General features: G+C 46.2%; 13 protein-coding genes. 4 read left to right on the forward strand and 9 right to left on the reverse strand.

Annotation, left to right across the window (positions count from 1 at the left end; translation table 11 throughout):
- Positions 1-31: 31 nt before the first annotated feature.
- Together ACLWBD_RS12530 and ACLWBD_RS12535 are read left to right on the forward strand one after the other, a co-directional pair.
- On the forward strand, positions 32-637 hold the full coding sequence (locus ACLWBD_RS12530; RefSeq protein ID WP_413568397.1) for an energy transducer TonB: 606 nt from the start codon (positions 32-34) through the stop codon (positions 635-637).
- Between the two features lie 21 nt (positions 638-658).
- The gene (locus ACLWBD_RS12535; RefSeq protein WP_063204740.1) at positions 659-2,476 is read left to right on the forward strand and encodes a TonB-dependent receptor plug domain-containing protein; all 1,818 of its coding nucleotides are present in this window, start codon (positions 659-661) and stop codon (positions 2,474-2,476) included.
- Here the strand turns inward: ACLWBD_RS12535 and ACLWBD_RS12540 are convergent, their stop codons facing one another.
- The 3 genes from ACLWBD_RS12540 to ACLWBD_RS12550 all read right to left on the reverse strand — a co-directional run bounded on the left by ACLWBD_RS12540 (position 2,477) and on the right by ACLWBD_RS12550 (position 7,144).
- On the reverse strand, positions 2,477-4,003 hold the full coding sequence (locus tag ACLWBD_RS12540; RefSeq protein WP_413568398.1) for a chemotaxis protein CheW: 1,527 nt from the start codon (positions 4,001-4,003) through the stop codon (positions 2,477-2,479).
- 15 nt (positions 4,004-4,018) lie between these two features.
- Positions 4,019-6,109 (reverse strand): methyl-accepting chemotaxis protein, encoded by a 2,091-nt coding sequence (locus ACLWBD_RS12545; RefSeq protein WP_413568399.1) that lies wholly within the window; start codon positions 6,107-6,109, stop codon positions 4,019-4,021.
- A 285-nt stretch (positions 6,110-6,394) separates the two neighbouring features.
- On the reverse strand, positions 6,395-7,144 hold the full coding sequence (locus ACLWBD_RS12550) for a murein L,D-transpeptidase catalytic domain family protein (protein ID WP_063204741.1): 750 nt from the start codon (positions 7,142-7,144) through the stop codon (positions 6,395-6,397).
- Positions 7,145-7,503: 359 nt separating this feature from the next.
- Here ACLWBD_RS12550 and ACLWBD_RS12555 point away from each other — a divergent pair, with 359 nt between their 5' ends.
- On the forward strand, positions 7,504-8,727 hold the full coding sequence (locus tag ACLWBD_RS12555; RefSeq protein ID WP_413568400.1) for a hypothetical protein: 1,224 nt from the start codon (positions 7,504-7,506) through the stop codon (positions 8,725-8,727).
- Positions 8,728-8,729: 2 nt separating this feature from the next.
- On the opposite strand, the gene ACLWBD_RS12560 is transcribed toward ACLWBD_RS12555, so the two are convergent.
- The 5 genes from ACLWBD_RS12560 to ACLWBD_RS12580 all read right to left on the reverse strand — a co-directional run bounded on the left by ACLWBD_RS12560 (position 8,730) and on the right by ACLWBD_RS12580 (position 17,254).
- Positions 8,730-9,386, reverse strand: a complete 657-nt coding sequence (locus ACLWBD_RS12560) for a hypothetical protein (RefSeq protein ID WP_413568401.1) — start codon at positions 9,384-9,386, stop codon at positions 8,730-8,732.
- Between the two features lie 55 nt (positions 9,387-9,441).
- Complete coding sequence (locus tag ACLWBD_RS12565) at positions 9,442-12,183, reverse strand: PKD domain-containing protein (RefSeq protein WP_063204744.1); 2,742 nt, start codon at positions 12,181-12,183, stop codon at positions 9,442-9,444.
- A 173-nt stretch (positions 12,184-12,356) separates the two neighbouring features.
- Positions 12,357-14,393: a 7TM diverse intracellular signaling domain-containing protein gene (locus ACLWBD_RS12570; RefSeq protein ID WP_413568402.1), complete on the reverse strand. Its 2,037-nt coding sequence runs from the start codon at positions 14,391-14,393 to the stop codon at positions 12,357-12,359.
- Positions 14,339-15,724, reverse strand: a complete 1,386-nt coding sequence (locus ACLWBD_RS12575) for a DUF1254 domain-containing protein (RefSeq protein ID WP_172795499.1) — start codon at positions 15,722-15,724, stop codon at positions 14,339-14,341. Before ACLWBD_RS12575 ends, ACLWBD_RS12570 begins: the two co-directional genes overlap by 55 nt.
- A 96-nt stretch (positions 15,725-15,820) precedes the next feature.
- Entirely contained in the window at positions 15,821-17,254 is a 1,434-nt protein-coding gene (locus ACLWBD_RS12580) for a hypothetical protein (RefSeq protein WP_413568403.1), read from the reverse strand.
- 204 nt (positions 17,255-17,458) lie between these two features.
- Here ACLWBD_RS12580 and ACLWBD_RS12585 point away from each other — a divergent pair, with 204 nt between their 5' ends.
- Positions 17,459-18,148 carry a JmjC domain-containing protein gene (locus tag ACLWBD_RS12585; RefSeq protein WP_413568404.1) on the forward strand — a complete coding sequence of 230 codons (690 nt, stop codon included), beginning with the start codon at positions 17,459-17,461 and terminating at the stop codon, positions 18,146-18,148.
- Here the strand turns inward: ACLWBD_RS12585 and ACLWBD_RS12590 are convergent.
- Positions 18,123-20,171, reverse strand: coding sequence for a hypothetical protein (locus ACLWBD_RS12590; RefSeq protein WP_413568405.1), 2,049 nt, complete (start codon positions 20,169-20,171; stop codon positions 18,123-18,125). The genes ACLWBD_RS12585 and ACLWBD_RS12590 overlap by 26 nt on opposite strands.

Below are 20,171 nucleotides of genomic sequence, written 5' to 3' on the forward strand. Positions count from 1 at the left end.
CTTCAGATCGTTTTGTGAGAAGTTCAAAGGGTTGAAACTTTCATATTGGATTATATTATCAGTTGCCTTGCATTTATTGGCGGTCACAGCCTTGCACTGGGGTTCCACTCCCGTGTCTTCAGATATTATTGAGGTCGTCGATCTGACGGTGATGAATGCGCCGCTGAGTGGCGGCTCTTCTCAGAACAAACTAGCGGTCCCCGCCACTTCTCAACCCAAAGTTCATCCTTCCACAAGCACAGCATCAGAAAAAGCGATGAAAGCACAAGACGCCGCAGCAGATGTCGCGCAAGACGGACCTGGTGATGGGACCTCCACCTCAGGCAGTGAATTTGGCGGTGGAACGGCAAGCTATAGCGAGATCACCCGATTTCCCAAGGTGAAAAAAGAAATCAAAGCTCAATATCCCGAAGAAGCCAAAAAATCAGGCATTGATGGGCCGGTCGTCTTAGAAATTATCATCGACAAACTGGGTCAAGTGCGTGAAGTTCAACTTATCAGCGGCCCCGGCCATGGTCTGAATGAATCCGCCATCGAAGCCTTGAAAAAATTCGAATTTCAACCAGCTTTCAAAGGCGAAGAATCTGTTGCCGTCAAGATCCGCTACACCTATAGATTTAAATTAGAAGTTAACTAGTCCGCTCAAAGGAAAACATCTGTGAAATACTCGAGTCTCTTACTGACTGCACTTTTAGGCGCTGCCGCGCACGCGCAAGAAAACATCCCGTCTTTCGAAACTGTTGTCGAAGACGTCGTTTTTAATACCTCTAATAAAGTCGTTATCGATGAGGAGACTATTAAAGAATCTCGCGCTCCGAACATCACGACACTGCTTTCAAGCCAGGCCAATATCACCGTGACAAGCACACCTTTTCAACCCAATTCCATCTTCATTCGTGGTGGTGACTCTAGTCATGTGATGATCATTGTTGATGGCGTTCCTTTTTATGATGCCTCGACCATTCAACGCACTTTTAATTTAAACTCACTGGATATTAAATCCGTTCGCCGCATTGAAATCATCAAAGGGGGCCAGACGGTTCTTTACGGTGGCCAGGCCTTAAGTGGCGTGATCAAAATCGACACAATTCCTCAAGAGTTTAAAACAAAGACCGGACTTGAAGGCCAGATCGGCACACAAAATTTCCGCGACATCACCGCCGTTCACACTGAAGCTTTGGATGAAAACAATGCTTTCATCGTACGCGGACATGGCGCGTGGAGAGATGCAGAGTCTCCCGTTTTAGGATCTTCAGAAACCTACGCTCGTAATAACTGGAATGCCGAAGGGACCTATGCTTGGAAAGGAGCGGTGGAAGGAAATCTGAAGGCGCTTTTTCTGCAAGACCTGAACGAATCACCCGCTTCCAGTCGCGTGAACAATCGCATTTACGACACGGTGGACTTTGATCAGTTCACTCGCCAGATCGGTGTTTCGTCGAATTTACGCTTTACTCAAACAGCTTGGGAGCCACGTTTGGCTTTGAGCACACAAAACAGTCTGCGCGATTACGATTGGCCTACTGTGGTTCCCGTGGATAATCCCACAGGGACAGAGGAGGATTATGGCGCAAATCTTCGCACGGTGCGCTTGGATTTTACTCCCTATAAAGGCGACAACCTGACGGTGATCGGTGGCTTGAGCTATATTTATGAAGATTTCGTCTTTAGAAGTAAGGGTGTTGAACAGGTCAATACCTTCTCTGAACAACGTGGCCTTTTCTTAAAAGGCGACTACGCTTGGAACAAGGATTTTTCATTGGCTCTCGGAGGACGTGTTGAAAACTGGGGAGATCAAGACCCGGTGGGCACATTCCAAGTGGGCCTCACCCTCTTTGAACATACAAAACTAGAAGTCGCTTCGGGCTATAAGATCCCTTCGCTGTTCCAATTGTACTCCCGTTACGGCAATCCAGATTTGAAAGCTGAAAATGCCAACCAATACAGCTTGATGCAAGAATGGAACATTAATGAAAGCCAGAATCTTTCCGTGACTTTGTTCTATTCTGAATTTTCAAATCTTCTGCAAATCACGGGTTCCCCGGGCAACATGAAGTACAACAACGTGGCTAAAAGTGAAACTCGCGGTGTCGATGTGGCCTACACGATCCGTCCTTTTACGGACGCTAGCGTCGTGGCAACTTACGGATACCAGGAGCCTCGCGATTTAGAAAACGACCGCTGGTTGCTTCGTCGCCCTCTGGTCAATGGCAGTCTTCGCTATATTCAGGCTTGGGGAAAACATTCCGGTTCAGTGGAATTGATTGGCGCGGGCACACGTTCTGACTTCGGCGCTACGGGTATTGTGACTTTACCTGGATATGTGACAGCCAATGCGGCATATTCTTACGCACTCAATGAAAAGATGACGGTGTACACTCGTTTAAACAATCTAGCGGATCACCGCTATGAAGAGACTTACACGTATTACTCTGAAGGATTTAATGGTTCTTTAGGTGGGGAATACTGGTTCTAACTAAGAGGCCGCGGGAACACCCGCGGCATGCTCCTCAATTTTTTTAACAAATTCTGCCACTTCAAAAATCATCAAGGTGCGTTTGTTTCCTAAGGCGTCATTCATCTCTACTACTTCCTTAATGTCACCTTGAAGATCTTTATTGGCTTGCGGAGTGAGTACAGCGGGAATACGCAGTTTCATTCCTTCATCCAGCGTGTTGATCGCATCGACTTCATCTACAAGAAGTCCGTACTTCGCTCGCTCTCCTTTTACAATCAAAACGCGCGACTGACTGCGATCCGATAATGCTGTCATTCCGTAGAAAACGCGAAGGTCCACAACCATCACAACTTCCCCACGCATATTCATCATACCGGCTATATAGTCTGGATAGCCTGGAGGACAAACCATGTCGTCGGTGTATTTGGCAATCTCGTCGACCGCCCCTAAACGCGTCGAAAGCATGTGTTTTAGACGGAAAGATAAATAGGGTTTTCGGTCACTGGCTCTTTTCTGATGTTCCTTCGCACTTTCTTCTTTTTTGCCGTAAAGCGTTTGGTGACCTCGCGTGATCGCTAAGATCTCTTGATCTGAAAGGATTTGCGTTTCTTTAAGAAGCAAAATATGCAGATCCGGCTGCGGGCATACCAGCCCCTGCATCATCTCCACTTTTTCTTGCTTGAACATCGGCACTGGTAAAATGTCTTCTTCAAAGAACGTCACGATGCTGTCAACACAATCAACCAGGAATCCCACTTGAACTTTATCAAGCTTCAAAATCACAATACGGCGTTCTTCAAGCTCGGGGACGGCTTCCGGCTTTTGAAGCTTTAGAAACATCTGAAAGTCTAAAATGGGAATGATCGTACCGCGCAAATTAACCATGCCGATACAATGATCGACGGCAAGAACACTTCGTTTGATTTCGGGAACTTTGATAATTTCACTGATACCAGAGATTTTTAAGCCGAATTCCAGGCCGCCTGATTTAAAACTGATGCACTGAGATCGCTTTGACTTCTTCTTTACGACCTCGGTGCGCTCTGAAGTTTGAGCCTGCTCTAAAATCTGCGGAATGTTTTCAATTTTAATCAGCAGCGCAGGATCAATGACCTCAATAATACGGTCCCCGCCATTCAACTTTAAAACGCCTCTGACGACGGACTTGGGGCCCTCTATTTTTTCATCCATCCAAGATATATTGTCTTCACTGACATTGAGCATTTCAGAAGTCGCGTCAAAAAGAAGGCCGATGCGCACTTTATGGATATTTATGATAGCGACTTTTTTGTTATCCTGCCCGGCTGTCGTCGGAAGATCCAAAAGCTTCGCCATATCTACGATAGGCACAACAATGCCGCGAAGATTGAACAACCCCGTCAGATATTCTGGAGCCAAAGGTACGCGGGACACTTTGTCAGGAAAGTTCACCACTTCCTGAAGAGAAGAAATAGAGACAGCCAGTTCCGTGTCACTTAAGCGAAAGGACGCGAACATCTGAGTGCTCGCGGTCCGTAGCTTTTTTTGTCCAGATACTGCATCCATTCGTTTTCCTTTGGATTAAACTACGAATCTGGAAACGGTTTTATTCAGCTCTTCGGATTCATCCACCAAGGCTTGCGTTGAATGCGCAATCGACTCGGCAGCGGCCGTTGATTTTTCGGATTCAGTAGAGATATTCTGGATCGCGATGGCGATATATTTAGCTGCACTCGATTGCTCTTCAGCCGCAGCATTCACGTCTGAGATCGACATCGTCGTTTTTTCGATACCGGCCACGATTTTTCCAAATGCCTCTCCGGCCTGTTTCGAAATTGAGCTTCCTTGTTCCACACGTTTGACGGACTCATTAATCAGCTTAGAGATTTCTTTCGTCGCCTGAGAGGACCTTTCAGCAAGTTTACGGACTTCATCCGCGACAACGGAGAATCCTAAACCATGTTCTCCGGCACGAGCGGCCTCAATGGCTGCGTTGAAAGCGAGCAAGTTTGTTTGGCTGGCAATTTCACTGATCACTTTGATAATTTCGCTGATATCTTCTGAAGATTTATTGATCAACTCCATTGCTTCAATGGATTTACCAATTGCAAGGTTCCCCGCCTCAGCTTCTTTTTGAGTGACTTTTGCAAGTTCATTGGCTTGACGAGTGTTATCCGCGATGGATGAGATAGATGCTGTGAACTCCTCGATGGAAGCATTGATTTCTTCAACAGTAGAGCCTAAAGTGGCCGCTCCGATAGCGACAGAAGAACTTTGTGTCGCTATCACTTTCGAGGACGAACCGAAATTATTAGCTGAAGTGACTACTTGCGAAACAACCCCACGCAAGTCGGAAATCATTTTTTTAAGCCCTTGGGCCAACTGCCCGATCGCATCATCTGAATTAACAGTGATCTCTGATGTTAAGTTTCCACTTGCAGCCGCATTCACGACGGTCAATAACAAATCCACTTTTTCTTGATCTTCCTGAGCTTTGCGTTTCACGGCCTGCTCAAGTTCCACTTGCTCTGTGATATCTGATGCAAACTTGACGACTTTATAAGGTCGTCCGTTCATATCCATGATTGGATTGTAGGTCGCTTGAATCCAAATACGCTTTCCCCCAGCGCCAAAGCGCAAGTAGCGACCGGAATCAAACTCTCCACGATTCAGTTTCTTCCAGAAGTCTTCATACTCTGCACTGCGAGCATATTCAGGTTCGCAGAACATACGATGGTGTTTTGTCACGATCTCTGCAGAGCTGTAACCCACCGTCTTTAAGAAGTTTTCGTTAGCAGAAATGATTGTGCCATCCATATTGAATTCAATCACTGCTTGAGCTTTACCAATGGCAACAATCTTACCTTCGTATTCTGCCGTCTTCATTTTTGATTGAGTGACATCCGTAGCAAACTTAACAACCTTATAGGGTTTCCCATCAGCATCAAAGATGGGATTGTACGAAGCATTGATCCAAATCTCTTTGCCGCCTTTACCGAAGCGTTTGAATTCACCGGCCACAAATTCACCGCGAGCTAGCTGTTCCCAAAAAGACTTATATTCCGAAGAGTTCGCATAATTTTCTTCGCAGAACATGCGGTGATGTTTTGTTTGAATTTCACCTAATGAATACCCGACAGCGCCTAAGAAGTTTTCGTTGGCGTTGATGATAGTACCGTCCAAATTGAACTCGATCACGGCTTGAGCGCGACCGATCGCGGCCACCTTGCCTTCGTAATCTGCATTCATTCTTTTTGATTTTGTGATGTCCGTGGCAAACTTGATGACTTTAAAGGGGCGGCCTTCAGAGTCGAACACGGGATTGTAAGAAGCGTTGATCCAGATTTCTTTCCCGCCTTTACCGAAACGCTTGAATTCACCTGCAATGAACTGGCCCTTTGCCAAGTTCTGCCAGAAGGATTTATATTCCGCCGTCTGTGCGTACTCGGGATCGCAGAACATAGCATGATGCTGGTGCTGGATTTCAGGAAGTGAATAACCGACAGCTCCTAAGAAGTTCTCATTGGCTGTTAGAATGGTCCCATCAAGGTTAAACTCAATGACCGCCTGAACCCGGTGAAGGGCTTTGATTTGTTCTTTAAGAAGTGTCAGCTCGTCCACCGTAGAGCTATAAGAGTTTGTCTCTTCCGCAAATTTTCTGGCAACGCTCATGAGAATCTCCCGCATATTATGGGTCCGATATCTATTTCGGTAGCCTAGCAATTTGCTAAATTGTGAAGAAAACGTGAAGATCGGTTAAAAACGATCTGAAGCAAGTGTTATAAAATTGTAAGTTTGTTCTGTATTATTTCTGGAGACTCACCGCTGGCATGTGAGTTTTCTCACTTTGTGTGGTTAAGATTCTGTTTATTTTCGAACAAGAAACAAGGGTTCACAAATAAAAACGGAGACATTGTGTCTCCGTTTTTATTTGAAGAATAAGCTGATTTTCTTCGCTTACTTTACCGCATAAATTAGGCTGCCACCTTTAATGTATCCAATGACGTTTTTCAAGTTTTGCATCGAAACGGCAGGGCATCCCCAGCTTCTTCCTTGCTTCACGTTCGTGTCTTGAACATAGTTCGCTCCATGGATGACAACGGCGCGAGAGCGAGCTTTCGAGTTCGTTGATGACAATCCATCAAGGCGAAGTGAAAGTCCGTGACCACCTTGATAAGTTTCAGCCGTGCGGTAGTAACCTAAAGAGCTGGCATGCGCACCTGATGTATTGCTAAACTTTTCCGCATATCCATCGTGGTTTGCATCTGAACCTTTACCGTGTGCCACACGAATAGCCCACACGGCTCCCGTCTTCATGGAAATGATATAGAAACGAGGCTCTGAAGAGTGCTTGGCGAAATCAATCACGGATACGTAATCCTGATTTCTGAAATTGTTTTTGTTAGCGTCGAAGTAAACCAAAGCCTTTGCCAGTGCATCCGTACGAACCATACGTGTTGGATCTACGTAGTTGTATTTTTGAAGAATGCCTTCACGTTGAGAGTCAGAAAGGCTTTCTGAAGCATCGCGAGGGATTGTGGCATTTGCGCCTGGATTATCGACGATTTGTTCCTCTGTAGTGTCATCTGGCAGACTGGCTGTATCACTGCCGCCATTTCCCGCACAAGCCGCTAGGGATAATAAAGAACTTACCAATAGTGTTGCTGTGAAACGAGAAAAGAACGATTTGTTAACAGTCACTTGCATTCAACCTCCAAAGTTGTGTGTGATGTGCATGAACAAACCTTAGCGGATGAAAATTACTTCGCAGAAAAAATCGTTACTAAAACACAAAGAATAGGACCAAGTGCTGAGTGCATTTTGAGAGATCTTTTAGTTCGGGCGTTTATTTTGCGTGATGACACATCCTTCTTTGTGGGTTCACATATAATTCTTTGTGAAGTGACAGACATTGTATTGAAAACTTCGCGTAAGTTTCTCGGAAAAACAAAAAGACGGTCGCGAAATTACCCATTCAGTGTGGAAAGTAGAGTTCATTCTCATTCTGAAACAGCAAACTTCTTCAGCACCAGAATTAAGAGCCGACAAGAATTTATGGGGAAATTATGAAAACCGTCATGACATTTTTATCCGTTCTGTCTTTGTCATTACCTGCTGTGGCGGAGCCTTCAGCCGCGGGTGCTGCGACAGCGGCGGTTGAACCTTTGACACCCGATGAATTGATCGCTGTCGGCCTTGAAGAAGTACCGGTCAACCTAAAAGCCATCATTAAAAAAATTGACGTTCTTCCCGCCGCGGTCTCCGCTATGGATCCAGGCGCCCAACTGGTCATCCCGGAACTGCCTTCCTTTAAAAAAGGTTTTCAAGCTTATGAAGCCAATCGCAAAACCTGCATCAATGACCAAACCCGTGCAGCAAAACTATGTCGCGAAGAAACTTCTCCGAACTTGCAAACAACTTTGCAAGGTGTGAACTTGGTTCTAGCAGGAGTAAACAGTTTGGCCGTCAACGACGCCTGTAAGTCGTTTTCAAAAGCGATGACCTTGGCTCAGGCCGGAATCACGGCTTACACCGTCGCCTGCGGGGCCATGCAGAAGAAATGTGATTTATCGTGTTCAGCAGCTGCGAGTGGAATGAAAGAAATGATCCAAGCCCTGCACGTTTCAAAAGCCACCTGCACACCAGGGCAGACCGGCGCAGGGTGCACGGAAGGAATGAGCCAGTTAGAATCACTGTATAACAAAGCTTACACAGAGATGAAAAAAGAGATCAGTCTCCAAAGCAAAAAGACTCTGCACTCCAAAGAGCAGCTTTGCAAAAAGACTTACGGTCTTCTTTTGGCTTCTTCCGCGGCGTCTTTGGTATCCATTGTATCATCGTTAAAGCAGGGTAAATCCTGCGATGAAGAATCAAACGGAAGCGAAGGTGGTGGTGGCGGAACCGCGGCTGTCGCGCTCAGTGAAAAGCAGGAAACAACATCGTCCCAAACTGCGACGCCTTCACAATCTTCAGCAACACCGACCCGTGCAACGGAAGTAGCTCCAAGCCTCTCGTCCTCCCCAACTAGCTCCGCAGCGTCGGAATCAGCGAATAGAACGTCTGATGCGGTGGCCATCGAGGCGCCCAACTCTCGTCGCGAACTAGCTTCTTCTCCTCCTGAGACTGTCCCAAGTCAGGATTCAGAATTAAGAAAGTATTTACCGGGTGGAAGCAAAGCGGCCGCTTCCGTATCCGCAGACCCGCACCCTGACATCACCAGTGCAGGCGGGAAATCAAACTTTGAGAAAATGCGAAATCGGTTTTGGGAGTTGGGACTGCAGGGCGATTAAAACTATTTGCGAAGTTCCAAAGAAGATTCAGCAAGATTGTTTTCCTGCTGGTATCTGACGTTTTCCCAGATCTTTTTACTGACCGGACCTGGCAACAATCTTTCAATCTCGGATTTCTTCTGAGGTTGCAAGGCGGACCACTGATAAAGCACTTCCGCTTTCACTTCTCCTAAAGACTTACGAGCTTCCAGACTGTTTGATTTATCTTCGATATATCCATTGCTCACGACATCTTTTAAAACCCCTAAAGCTTCCCCATTCGGGGCGTCTTGCAGCGACTCTAAAAGAAGGTCTAAAGCCACGTTTTGCAAGATCACCTCATCGACGGTCAAAGCGGGGGCTTGCAAAAGCTCACTGAGTGATGAAATCACCCGGTGGTTCTTTAGCAATTCCTGTCGCTCTTTCTTTTCTGTTTCATCCAAGAAAACCTTCCGATGCATGCGATGAAATGCACTGAGCTCTTTTTTGTAGGCGTAGTCTTTCCACACGGGAGCACTTTCACCCTTGCGGGCCTCAGGAACCTCCGATGTGGGATTTTGCACTATCGCCGTCGGACCGTCTGACGCCGGAGACGCTGGCGCCTCGGGAGAATGTTGCTCGACGCTGGGCTTTTCGTTAGGGCTGTCTTTTTTAACAGAAAGAGAAGTCATGACTAGCATGACTCCTCCGACTGCAACCGCCCCCACCGCTATGGCTAGCTGTTTTTTATTCATCTTAGAATGCTCCGCGAGTGAGAGTTTTTCTGAACAAGGATCTATTCAACTCTTTCGCACCGTCATTTTGGAAGTAAGCCGAACCATTCAAGTATCCATTTAGCACAAGGATATTGTGATGGATCGCTGTTGACTGTACGAAGATGTTATAGACTTTACCTGTGTATTTCATTGGTGTGATCGACACGATCTCATCCAAGACACCACCTAATTGCACCAGGTCCTCGCCCACTTTGAAGTCTTTCGCTGACTGCATGAAGCCATTCGAAGCTACAAGTGGATGGTTTGGAGTCACTTTAATTGAGCGGCCTGACTTCATACGCATCAATAAGATGTCGTGTTCCGTATCAAGAAGCTCTGTCACCCACTGATCCACTTTCGTTTTTTGGATAGCTTTACTTCCCATGCTTTGAGCACTTTGCAATGAAGCTACGAAGGCATAATTCTTCGTCAAGGCTTCGATGAATGGAACGTACTTCATATCCGTGTTACCTGCTTCTTGGGCAAGAATCAGCTGTTCAGGTGTGGCACATGAAGACACACACACTGTCGCTACGTACACCGTAGATGGCATAGTACATGCCGCATTTTTCGAAGTTGGTGCAATCCATGGTTTTTCTGGGTTGTAAGCACGATCCATGAATGTTGGATACAAGTGCTGACCGCTAGAATTCAGAGCCACAGATGTCTTACCTGATTTCACTTTCACGTCATCGAACTGAGCCAGGAATTCTTTAATGATTGGCAATTGATCCTGACATTTCACCATCCACTCATAACGACCTTGCGCTTGAGAATTGCTTAAGCTGTCTTGCGAACAACGTCTTGCGACGTAGTCACGGCAGTAACTTTCAGCCACCCAAGGACCATATTGAGTCTCTGTACCTTCCAACTGAACTTTGTGGTCGATACAAGCGTAAGTGCTGACTTTCGTCACATCACGCTTATTCACGATCACACCGATCTGATTTGCTGGACATGTTTGCGAGCTGTTAGCTTCTTCAACCGAAGTCGAAGATTCTTGTCTGCGTACAGCTTCTGGGTTGCCGTCACAAACTCTTTCTTCCACTGGCATAGCTTGACCGGCACAACGTTCGTTACCGACTTGTGTTCCTTTGTCATCAACACACACGAAGATACGTGACTGTTTACCACCACAGTCCGCAGTACAAGCTGTGAAGTTTTCTGTCGGAACGTATTTATATGTAGGACATGCACCTGGAGTTTTAATAGAACCCTGGTGAGTATTTGAACTGACGATTTGACCGTCTTTACAAGTTTGATCTGACACTTCTGTGAAGATATCAAAGAAACCTGTTTCACCGAAAGCACAAGTCAGTGGAACTTTCACCTCACCGGTCACAACATCTGTTTTTACAGTGCCATGGGAACCGAAGTCACCACAACCATTGTGACAAGAGTTTTGGTTGAAAGTATCTGAGCCAGAAAGAACTCCGTTATTACAAACTCTTTCTTGAGACACGCTCGCGCAAGAACCTGCAGGAGTGCTAGTCGAGTACAATACTTTAGATCCACCATGAGGAAGAACACTTCCATCTGGCAATCTGCAAGATTGGCCTTCACAAGAACCTTCATTAGTGACTTCTTTTGAGCGAGAGATTTCTACCCAGCTCAATTTTTCACCACTCAACTGACACTGTTCTTTGATCACGTCACGGTAAGAAATTTCTTTCGTCCCGTTTAATCCGCAGGCCACCGTCTCTGAATAGATGTCACCTTGAGATTCGCGGATTTGATCTTTCACCTGACATGAACCAGGAACTTCTGGTTCTGGAGTGGGTTCTGGTTCAGGATCTACAGTTCCTTTAGTCACTGTGATGGAATGCTTCAAGTTGAAAAGAACTTGGTTTGTGTCGCCTTTTAATAAAACGGCGCTCACTTCAAAAGTACCTTCAGCCGCATAAGTATGCTGAACGTTTTGACCTGAAGCACTTCCGCCATCACCGAAGGCCCAACGGATTGCACCTACTTGATCCGCCAAACATTGCGGCATATATAAAGACAAGCTGACTGGGGAACCGACTTTGGCTTCAGAAGGACCTGAAATCGCCGCCGCTGCTGTACAAACCACTTGATCTTCTTCTTCAGAAATCACGATGGTTTGCGAAAGCATTTTTTCACCACCCGGATTGCCGACAACCAACACTTTCACCGTGTAAGTACCAGGTTGAGCGTAAGTATGTTGGATGGCGTCCATAGAACTCACAGAAGGAGTCCCGTCACCAAATGTCCAATAGGCATCTAGTAAAGTCATATTCTCAGGAATACCAACATCAAATGTCACCGGTTGACCGGCTACACCTACGGTAGGAGCGATCATCACAGGTTCACTGGCGACAACCACTGTTTTAAAAGAGACTTCTTGAGACGTCGTACCGCTCACGTCTTGAACTGACGCCGTCATCACGTAAGTACCGGCCTTTTTATAGACCGATGTTACGCTGGTCGCCGTTCTTGATGAACCCCCTGCAGCTTTCCACACAACTTCTTGTGCACTATCGCAGGACAACTGCTCGTTGAGCTTGTATTGGATCGCTTCGTTGGTCTGGCCTACCGACTCACCTTCGATTTTAAGGTTGGCCGTGCTGACCTTTTGCGAACCTGGTTTGCAGGTCAGCGTGGAACTGGATAGATCCATCACTTCGCTGCTCTCTTGAGCCTTCTGACACCCCACCGACAGTAACAACAATCCTGTTGCAACTAAACGCATCCCTCTGTTCATGGAAAACTCCTGGGTTGGTAATTCTTATGTTTAATTCTCAACCCAATCTTCGTACGGTCTCAACTTTTTTAAGGGTGTTGGATCATCATGACTTAGTGGACTCTCTAAAGATTTGACGCTTTAAAAAGGATTTTTAGAAGTTCATTTTTTTGTCGAAAGTTTGTTCAGACTTCCTATGTCGTCAAGAGACGTTTCGGGAAAAGCAGGGTGACCGTCGTCCCAGAATCCACGCCCACAGCGGAATGCACGGATTGCACTTCGATGACTCCATCAAAAAGTCGCATATAATCGCTGACCAGAGTCGTGCCTAGCCCTGTACCGGTTTCGTTAGCTGTACCTCGGCGAGAAAAGAGCTTTTTTCCTTTAAAGATATTCTCAAGCTCCTCTGGAGGAATGCCGGTCCCTTCGTCTTTCACTACAATGCCGATATGTTCATCGCGTTCGACGTAGGAAAGAGTGATTGACTTTCCGGATGCGGAAAATTTGATCGCATTAGATAAAAGATTTAGAAGAACCTGATTTACCAGCGCTGAATGATCTGCTTTGACGTATTTTCCTGAAGGAACATGCGAATGAACCCGGATGTTTTTGTTTTCTAATTGCCAGGCGCAGTGCTGAACAGCCTCTGCACAGGCCAGACTTAACTCGACCAGTTGTAACGGAGCCTTGGATTTCAAGGAGTAGACGACTTCTTCATTACGAACCGAATGCAGGATCTTATCCAGACGCTGAATAGTAAGATTGATCTTTTGCGCGTGTTCACGAACCTTAGGGTGCTCGGCCAGTTCTTCGAGCATTTCTGAATGGTACATCAAACCGGATACGGTGTTTGCTACGTCGTGAGAAAGGACACGAACCAAACGATGGTAACGGTCTTTGTCCCCCGCAGCCTGCTGTGCTTGGCGCTTTTCACGGTCCAATGTTTTGAGTTTGTACGCCAGTCCCAATGACAGGACCAACATTTCTCCAAGATTCGCAAAAAGCAACGAATATTGAGTGACGGAATTTGCTTTCACAAACCCATGCAACGAACCAATCCAGAAAAATGTTCCAATGAATACCACAAGCCAGCTAGCAAGAAAGTACAGCGCCAATTTGTTTTTAAACTTCACTAATGAATAGACGCCACAGAAAATAAAAAAGAGAATAGCTCCAGCGATGGAAAGATCAATCCAGTATCCAAAAATGAAGAGTTCACGATGGGTGGGAGCAAAAAAACTCGCAAGCATCGTCACTATCCCCAACCCGCAGAAGACGGCTGTTCCGTAGTAACCCACGGAAAAATTTTTAGTGATATTCAAAAACCGTCGAACGAAGACTGAAGCAGTAAAAAGGGTCACTGACGAAAAGAACATTAAATAGTTTGAGAAAACGAAGTCGGGAGTGGGTATTAAATACGTATCAAAAACACCATGAAGAACCATGGCGGTTACACCAAAGCTTAACGCGAAAAAAGCGTAACTAATATGATCTTTTTGCGAGGTCGCCAGACCCACAAAGAAGTTATAAACAACCAAAGACAGAATCCCACCTATATAAAAGAAGAAGACGGCTTTGGCGGTTTCTTCCTCTTTAAGAAATGTCGCTTCGTCGATCACCTGCACTTTTGTATTTAAGGCGTGATGGGAACTTCTTTTTAGATACAGGACTTCTTCACTATGAGGAGGAAGTTCGAGGGGAAACGCGCCGAGCCTTGAGGGATAAAGACGTCTATTAAGAGGAACACCGGGACCGGAAATTTGCGCAACACCATCTGCTCCATATAATGAAAGACGGCCTGCCAATGGCGAATCTAAAAACAAAATTTTCTTTTCGATTGTCGGTGACTCGTTTTGCAATTCGATTCGGATCCAAAGATCTTCTGCGCTATAGCCCATGGCAATTTCGGGCTCTTGAAAAGATGTAAATGAGACATCTGCGGGATTTTCTATCTGAGGAGAGCTTACTCCCGCCGATAAATTCATTGAAATGCTTGCAAATGCATTCGCAGAAACTAGGAATGAGAACGCAATGATGTAATACCGAAGTTGAACCAGCGACATGTGGAATTCATTATTGTTCGCGAAGGCAACGAGGTCAACACATCTCCATCCGCGAACGAAGCCGGTGCCATCAATGCCTTTAGATGAAATAGAATTGTCCGCAGTGACGAAAGCTATTTTTTGGAAAGTGCCGAAGGATTGACGGCTGTCATGCTTGGCTTTTTCCAAAGCCCTTCTTGCACTTCTTTTGTCGGAGCATACATTCTGAGTACGGCAACGAAGGGTCCGGAAGGTGCGGGCAACCAATTGGCTTCTTTTGATGTTCCGGGAGAATGCCGTTGAATATAAACCGTCAAGCCACCGTCACTATCGCGCTTAAGCTCGGAAAGCGCACTTGAGCTGATCGCATAGCGGTTCAGCGAATTCTTAGACAGATACAAATTTTCGTCATACATGGTTAAGGACCAAAAAGCCTTTACCGGCGGCAGGTTGTTTTTTGTAAATCGCAAAGTGTAGTTATACTTCGAAGCATCTAACTTTTCACCGTCGTTGATTTCATCCACGCGCCAAGCAACAGTCACCGCTTCTTCTCGAGAGCTTCCATAGAGTCCGATGTAAGCTCCCACTGCGCGGTTGAGGTAATTCTCTTTAAAAAATTTTCGCGAGCCGTAAAGATTTCGGGTGTCACCCGTATTGTGCGCGACCTCTTGGATCTCGGCCAAACCTTCGGCGAACCCTTTTCGAAGAGCCGCGCGCTGTTCAGGATTCAGTCTCGCTAGTTCAAAAGAGCTTCCCGGTATAAGCCCCAAACTTTCGAAATCCGCGCGAAGCGCTTTTTCATTTTTCAACACCGGCGCCAAGCTGAGAACAAAATTAAAGGCTGAAAAATAGGCATCTGGATCGTTTTTATCCAGAACAGGTGGAAAAGTCACAGCTGGCTTTACAGGAGGCGATGCCGTCTTCTGAAAAGCACTCAAAGGTAACGCCTGATATTGAGATTGCAGGGACTGAACCTTATCAAGATCTTCAGAATTTAAAATTTGCATGCGAAATAATGCCAGCGCAAATTCGGTCTCGACCTTAATGACACGCTGAAATCCCGCAGTGCTTCCGCTCCAATGCGGCCCGACGATTAAGAAAGGCCCGTCTTCCCTACCGTCTTTTCGAGTGCCGATGTAGTCTTCATTGTAGGTGTAAAGATCCACGATTTGAACAGAGTGATAACGATCCTTCGTGATCTTAGGAAGAGAAATCACGAAAGGCTCTGCACGTAAATCCATCAACAAGTAACCGTAGCCCACATCGAGGTTTTGCGAAGGAACGCGGATGTTTGCATTCGGCAAAGAGACTGTGGTGCGCAAAGTATTCACCGTGGCTTTAAAAGACTTTGAATCGCGGTTATAAAATTGATCGTAAATAACACGGACATTTTCGACCATGGGGTAGGCATAAATAGTCGCTTTTTTGGCAAGCATTTCTAAGTGACGTGTGCGGGCATCTTCGGATTGAGCATACACGGTGCTCGGAAACAAAAACGTCAACACCACCAGCCACATCATACACCCCCACACGATTACCATCCTAACGACAAAAAAAAAGAGGAGTCCAAAGACTCCTCTTTATATTGAAATTATACAGCTACGTGCAATCAAACACTATTTGCCGTTTACCGGTGTGATCACAAACGAGCCCGCTCTGGCATTTAAGAACTCAGGAACAGAGTTTCTAAAGTCCGCCAAACCGCTGGTACGGACCGCCCCATTTGTCGCTTGATAGCTTGGATGCGCGTAGTTCGCAAAACGACCTTCGTCAATTAGGAAGTAACCACGGAAGTTCGAACCGTTTTTAACTTTGTCATCGATCTCATAACGATCGCCCGATTTTCCAGATGCGGCTGACTTCGAGTAATCAAGCGGAGCTACAGTAGGATAACGATCTACTTCGTAGACACCTTGCTCGATCAGATTCACATTCAGAATAGCGCGAATGCCCTGGGCGCGGATCGTGGCGGCATCCGAAGTTAGACCGTTGGATTCACCAGCGCCATTCGTCAACAACATGTATTGCCATTTGTACGACGAAGTTTGATTCGCGTAGCGACGGTAAGGATAACCTTCACGAGTGGCTTCACGCGCATAGACACGGTAAACATCAGTTCCTACCGGTAAAAGATGGCGCATATAGGCCACCGCGCGATTTTCAACACGCGTGCAACCATGCGAGCCCGGATTGGCAAAGAAGTTAATCATTTTGCCGCGAGTGATTTCGATCGGCTTGGAACCGTCTTTACCCCAGCCCATCGTTCCGTGAATCCATTGATAGTTCACACCGCCGTTTTCACCTTCCGGAGTCAGCTTCGCTGCATACCAACCAAAAGCACCATAATTGGACTTCTTACCTTGGTCGTTTTTAACAATCCATCTTTGTGAACCCATGTACAGACTCATGCTGTCCGTAATTGGTTTTGGAATCGTGCTGATATCTTGACCTTTGGTGTACCAGCGCGGGTAAAAACCAAGACCGTCTTGATAGAACTTCACCCATTCAGAAATCTTTCCATGACCGACCCAGGTTTTGTAGGCATTTGGATCTTCTTCTGAACCTTCCTCAGGACGTCCCACAACCATGTCTGTTTCCATCACCAAAGTATGAGGACAATCCGGAGTCACCGTGCAACGCTCATACACACGAGTTTTTTCCGTCGCTACGTTTTGAATCACGAAATATTTCGACAAAGGCAGAACGAACTCTTTTTCAGATAAATAATCTTTAGAGACATAGAGCTCACCTTGATTAGAAATGCTGGAAGACTTCACGATCTTCACTTGCACCAATGGGGTCGCTGCATTCAACACATCATACACCTCAACGATATCGTTACGATAAAGTTTCCCGACGATATTGCCTGGAGCGGTCGAGTTGCTAGAACGAACGTTCAAGGAATCGGCTGAAATATAATAGCGCTTTCCCACCACCAGTTGGTCTTTGGATACTGCCTGCTGAGTCCCTGCTGATTGCGCGTAGGTTACCGCGCCTGAAGCTGTCACCACTAATGCCGCGAGTGCGGCATTGATCAATGAATTTTTCATGTCATCTCCGTTTAATTGCACATGGAGGCAAAGCAAGAAGCATGGCACGGCTAAAAGCAAATCAGTTGGAGTACAAGGCGTCCTTCCCGTTTTTTACATGAAGTAATTCCAGGGGCTGCCCTAAATTGTAATTAACCGTAATTTGTACTTTCCCCCTTCGGGGATTATTCAATGATTTCCGCTCTTAGACCGAAGGAAGCACTGATGTCGATCCTGGAACAACTTCTCGCTCCCATGACACTGTCAGATTTTTCGACAACTCATTTGTCGCGGGAACCCTATGCGGCGCCGGAAAAAGCGTCTTTTCTTCGCAATTGCCTTTCGTGGAACACACTGAATGAAATCCTCTATACCGGCCATAAAAATTGCTGGCTCCCTTTACAGGGAAAGCTTCCTATAGAAGAAGAGCTTTGCACGGGACAACTGACTTTCAGTCAGGCACGCAAAGGGTTTGAATCAGGCCGCACGGTTTTAGTTCGTCATGCCGAACAAGCCCATCCCCTGTTCGCTGCTGTCGCGCGAGATTTTTATCGATTATTCAACGAACCAGTCGATGTTCAACTTTACTGTACACCTTCAGGACAAGAAGGTTTTGACTGGCACTATGATTATGAAGACGTGTTCGTCATTCAAAGCGATGGAGAAAAAGAATTTCGTCTTCGCAAGAACACGGTGAATCCGGGAGCCTTGATTCAAAAGCCTTCGCAACTTGAGGACTTGCAAAAAGAAACAAATCGCGCGGAGTTGCGCTGTTATTTAAAACCCGGAGACTGGTTGTACATTCCGGCAGGCTATTGGCACAAAGCTTTAGCCCTCACGGATTCTTATCATATTTCTGTGGGCGTTCTACGTGGTAAAGAAAAAAGACCTAGCGTCGGAAGCCTCCACCTCTAAAACCGCCACCGCCGAACCCGCCCCCACCGCGAAGTAAAGGTTGATGATCCCCTGCGGGACGCTCGGGCAAATCGCGACGCTCATTAAAGTTTCCGCTGGCATGCATGTTCTCTAGTTCATTTTTAACGCTTTGATTATCTCGAGCCACATCCGACCACGTACCGGGACCTGAGTAGCGCTGCCAACTGTCTTTGCCCGTACGACGATAGACTTGTCCGTCTTTGCGAGTGTAGACGATATTGTCGTTATTACCCCGAGCGAACTTTGCACCCCCGATGGTGTTGACAGTCATACCTCGCCCCGTGGGCCCAGTGATCACTGAGTGCTTTCCCCATTTTGTATAGACATTCGTGACATCGACATTCACATAAACGCCGCCCCAGCAACATGTGCCCCATCCCCAAGGATACATCATCGTGCTCATCGCAAAGCCCATAAAAAATCCATCGGTGTAGCCCCAGCCGTAACCCGCGCCGAATCCGTAAGTCGCCGAGGCTGGATACCACACCGTCGAACTTTGATAAGACGGATAGTTATAGCCAGTGCCATAGACGATAGTTCCATCTGGCGAAACGTAAGTACCATTGTATCCAGGAGTGTAACCGACAGTGACGACATCCTTCGCAACACTATAAATATGCACGTAGGTCACGTAATAAAGTGGTGAGGAGGCCGGTATGTTATAAATTTCTTTTGGCACCGCCACTGCTACAACCCAAGGCCCTGTCGGTGAGTCTGAAGAAAACCAAACGGCATTCTGCACAACATAGTACATTTTATCTTCAACCTTGATGAGCGGCGAATTGCAATTTTTCGCATACTCTAACGAGGTGCCCGCGATTTTTTCCCACTGAATTCGACCTTGATCGCATTCGATTTTTTGTGGCTTCAGATCTCGTTTCACCGTCGCCGTTTGGGGAATTTGTGTCGCGATCAACGCCTCTGTCGACTGTGAAGTTCCTGGAACGGAGACCAAGATTTCAGCGACGGGACTGTTCGCAGGGATCTTTTTAAAATCTGCTGGAAGTTCTTTAGCGGAAACATAAGCCCAATCCCCAGAAAGATCTTTATTCTTAAACCACCTTCCGGACACCAAGACGTAATACTCGTTACTTTTTGAATCCAAGAAAATGGAATTCGAAGAATTGGACATATAAAGAAGACTTGTGCCAGAGATGGACTGATATTGAGGGTCCCCATCGGATTGCAAAAGTTCAGTGGGCTTTGTGGCGATGAAAATTTTAGGTGTTGCATTGCCATAAATGCTTTTGCCATCCGTGGTCTTTCCCGCAATGGGATCGACTTTTTTTTCCTTAATCAAATCATCTTTGGTCATTTCGTATTTGGAGGAAGGACCTTTGCTGATTCGGTATTCACCATGAAGTTCAGAAGCCTCAAACCATTTTCCCAAAGCCCAAAGATAATAAGGCTTTTTGTCTTCATGCATGATAAGAGCCGAGGAATTGAGTATCCTTTGCACTCCTTTGACTCCTTTGATGTCGGTCCATACGGGCTCTCCATCCACCATAATAAGCAGACTAGGAACCGTTGAAAAAATGAACTGTGGAGGCGTGTTCTTAAGATCCGCCACTTTTTTTACTTGCTCCCCGTTGACCTCCAAATTTTTTAAGAGCGAAGCATAGGAAATTTCCATGCTTTTTCCGGTGAACTGTTTTTCCATTTCTTCTTTCAAAGATTTTTCCTGTTCCGTAAGAGAAGGCAGCGTCACCTCTTGTATTTTTAAATCTTGAATATCCACACGGGCTTGATCTTTCGAAATCATGGCGGATCCGGTAACCACCATACTGCCATAACTTTCGTTTTTTCCGTCTTGGACTCTTAAGGCGGCTCGCGCTTTTAAAACATTATCTTTCAAAGATTCGGCTTGAGGTTGAAACACCGTGACCTTACGTTCATTCGCAATCTTATATTCTTGAGGCCAGCGGGGCTGTTCCGCCGGAGGTGTTGCGGGAAAAGCCTTTAACGAAAATAAAAGCATCGAAACCATGACAAATTTCTTCAT

The sequence above is a fragment of the Bdellovibrio sp. HCB117 genome, assembly GCF_047305915.1.
Taxonomy (GTDB): Bacteria; Bdellovibrionota; Bdellovibrionia; order Bdellovibrionales; family Bdellovibrionaceae; genus Bdellovibrio; species Bdellovibrio bacteriovorus_B.

What these genes read in the sequence shown, in the direction of transcription:
- ACLWBD_RS12540 (WP_413568398.1), bottom strand. Translation starts at nt 4,003, where the DNA reads ATGGATGCAGTATCTGGACAAAAAAAGCTACGGACCGCGAGCACTCAG.
- ACLWBD_RS12545 (WP_413568399.1), bottom strand. Translation starts at nt 6,109, where the DNA reads ATGAGCGTTGCCAGAAAATTTGCGGAAGAGACAAACTCTTATAGCTCT.
- ACLWBD_RS12550 (WP_063204741.1), bottom strand. Translation starts at nt 7,144, where the DNA reads ATGCAAGTGACTGTTAACAAATCGTTCTTTTCTCGTTTCACAGCAACA.
- ACLWBD_RS12555 (WP_413568400.1), top strand. Translation starts at nt 7,504, where the DNA reads ATGAAAACCGTCATGACATTTTTATCCGTTCTGTCTTTGTCATTACCT.
- ACLWBD_RS12560 (WP_413568401.1), bottom strand. Translation starts at nt 9,386, where the DNA reads ATGCTAGTCATGACTTCTCTTTCTGTTAAAAAAGACAGCCCTAACGAA.
- ACLWBD_RS12565 (WP_063204744.1), bottom strand. Translation starts at nt 12,183, where the DNA reads ATGAACAGAGGGATGCGTTTAGTTGCAACAGGATTGTTGTTACTGTCG.
- ACLWBD_RS12575 (WP_172795499.1), bottom strand. Translation starts at nt 15,724, where the DNA reads ATGATGTGGCTGGTGGTGTTGACGTTTTTGTTTCCGAGCACCGTGTAT.
- ACLWBD_RS12580 (WP_413568403.1), bottom strand. Translation starts at nt 17,254, where the DNA reads ATGAAAAATTCATTGATCAATGCCGCACTCGCGGCATTAGTGGTGACA.
- ACLWBD_RS12585 (WP_413568404.1), top strand. Translation starts at nt 17,459, where the DNA reads ATGTCGATCCTGGAACAACTTCTCGCTCCCATGACACTGTCAGATTTT.
- ACLWBD_RS12590 (WP_413568405.1), bottom strand. Translation starts at nt 20,171, where the DNA reads ATGAAGAAATTTGTCATGGTTTCGATGCTTTTATTTTCGTTAAAGGCT.